This is a genomic window from Okeania sp., assembly GCF_983059655.1.
This window is the reverse complement of sequence record NZ_CEZPJD010001081.1, coordinates 1-2,174: the sequence shown is the minus strand read 5'-3', so window position 1 is coordinate 2,174 and position 2,174 is coordinate 1. Positions and strand designations below refer to the sequence as shown.

Below are 2,174 nucleotides of genomic sequence, written 5' to 3'. Positions count from 1 at the left end.
AATTTTGTGGTCTACTCAAATGAAAAGCGCTGTAAAATAATTTATTATGGTTAAGATTCAGGATCAAGGTAAAACTATAACTTGCGATCGTGGTGCAAATCTGCGTCAGGTTTTACTGAAAAATGGTGTCGATCTCTATAACGGCAATGCTTCAATTATTAACTGTCATAGTATTGGTACTTGTGGCACTTGTGCAGTGGAAATAGAAGGAGAAGTTTCTCCGCTTCAATGGCGAGAAAAAGCCAGACTTTCTGTACCTCCTCATTCTCCTAATTCTGGTAAACGTTTATCTTGTCAAGTGCAAGTTTTAGGAGATATCAAAGTAACTAAATATAATGGTTTCTGGGGGCAAGGTTCCGAAATTGTTTGGACTCCTGAAGAATAAAATATACTTTGAGAAAAATCACTAAAAATATCTGCTAAAAAGGGATAGACTAGGGATAAAAGTTTCAGACTTTTGAGCTATTTTTTGGTTTTTTACAAATGATTTGGGATTATTCTCTGATAATAAAAACATAGAAAAAATATTATTTATAGCAACCGCCAGGTTGATGTTTGATAATTAGTGCGAGCATCTTGCTCGCGTCATAAATCATCATAATTACCGAAAATTTGTGGTTTAAAGCCTCCTCTTTTAAGGGTATAAAAAGAAAAATTTTCCTTTGAGTCAATCATATCTGTTTTCAAGAAGAGGTAATTATTAATTATTAATTATTAATTGTTGAACCGATTTCCTAACTATAGTGGCGACTGTTATGTCTTTGAATAAAACCAAAGTATAGAACTCAAAAAGTGTTGCCAATAATCATCCATAAATCCATGTAAAAAAATCTTATCGCATCCTTCTTCACTACTCCTTATTTAGAAAATGAATCAATCAAGCAATATCCTAATAATTGGTGGCGGTATTATTGGTCTATCAATAGCAATAGAACTAACATTACGAGGAGCTAAAGTAACAGTTATTAGCCGTGATTTTCAGCAAACAGCAACAAATGCTGCTGCTGGAATGTTAGCTCCTCAAGCAGAAGCTATTCCCCCTGGTAAAATGTTAGATTTATGTTTAAAAAGTCGGGCACTATATCCAGAATGGGTAAAAAAAATAGAATCAATTAGTAATATAGAAACTGGCTATTGGCCTTGTGGTATTTTAGCCCCAATTTATGCAGAAAATGATAGAGAAAATTATGCTTTTCAAAGCCTAAATTATCAATGGTTAAATCAAGCAGAAATCCATCAATATCAACCAGGATTAAGTCAAGAAGTAATTGGTGGTTGGTCTTACCCTGAAGATGGGCAAGTAGATAATCGTTATTTGTATAATTCAACTATTACAGCAGCTAAAGAGTTAAAAATTGATATTCTTGAAGGAGTTGTTATAGAAATAATTCATAAAGAAAGTAAAATTCAAAGCATCAAAACATCAATAGGTGAGTTACAAGCAGAACATTATGTATTAGCCACAGGTGCATGGTCTCAGGAGTTATTACCAATACCTGTATTTCCTAGAAAGGGGCAAATGTTGTCGTTAAAAATTCCCTCAGATATAACTAGAGAAAATCTACCTTTACAGCAAGTTTTATTTGGCACAGAAAGTTATATTGTACCGCGCCAAGATGGAAGAATAGTTATCGGTGCAACAAATGAAAATGTCGGATTTTCAGAAGGAAATACAGCAGCAGGAATTTCAATATTACTTGGAAATGCAATTCGGTTATATCCGATTTTAAAAGATTACAAAGTATTAGAATTGTGGTGGGGTTTTCGTCCTGATACTCCCGATGAAATGCCAATATTAGGAACAAGTAATTATGATAATTTGACTATTGCTACTGGGCATTATCGAAATGGAATTTTATTAACACCTGTAACAGCAATTTTAATAGCTGATTTGATTTGGGATAATAAATCCGATGGGTTATTAGATGCTTTTAATTATTCTAGGTTTATTGATAATGGATAATTATTTTGCCCCCCTAGCCCCCCAATTTTGGGGGGAACATTGAAGTCAGAAGTCAGAAGTTATTTCTGTTATCAGCGATCAGTACCTCTGCAATATTTTGCTCCCCTAGCCCCCCAATTTTGGGGGAAACATTGAATCCATTAGCTGCTAAAAGTCCCCCTTTATTAATCCCCCTCCCGTCCCCCTTGGAAAGGGGGAAGCCAGAGGATGC

2 protein-coding genes are annotated in these 2,174 nt (G+C 34.6%); both read left to right on the top strand.

Annotated features, from left to right (window positions below):
* The first annotated feature begins 46 nt into the window (after positions 1 to 46).
* Complete coding sequence (locus tag AC3DU7_RS31990) at positions 47 to 385, top strand: 2Fe-2S iron-sulfur cluster-binding protein (RefSeq protein ID WP_488043255.1); 339 nt, start codon at positions 47 to 49, stop codon at positions 383 to 385.
* 483 nt (positions 386 to 868) lie between these two features.
* Entirely contained in the window at positions 869 to 1,963 is a 1,095-nt protein-coding gene (thiO, locus tag AC3DU7_RS31985; protein WP_488043254.1) for a glycine oxidase ThiO, read from the top strand.
* Positions 1,964 to 2,174 lie beyond the last annotated feature (211 nt).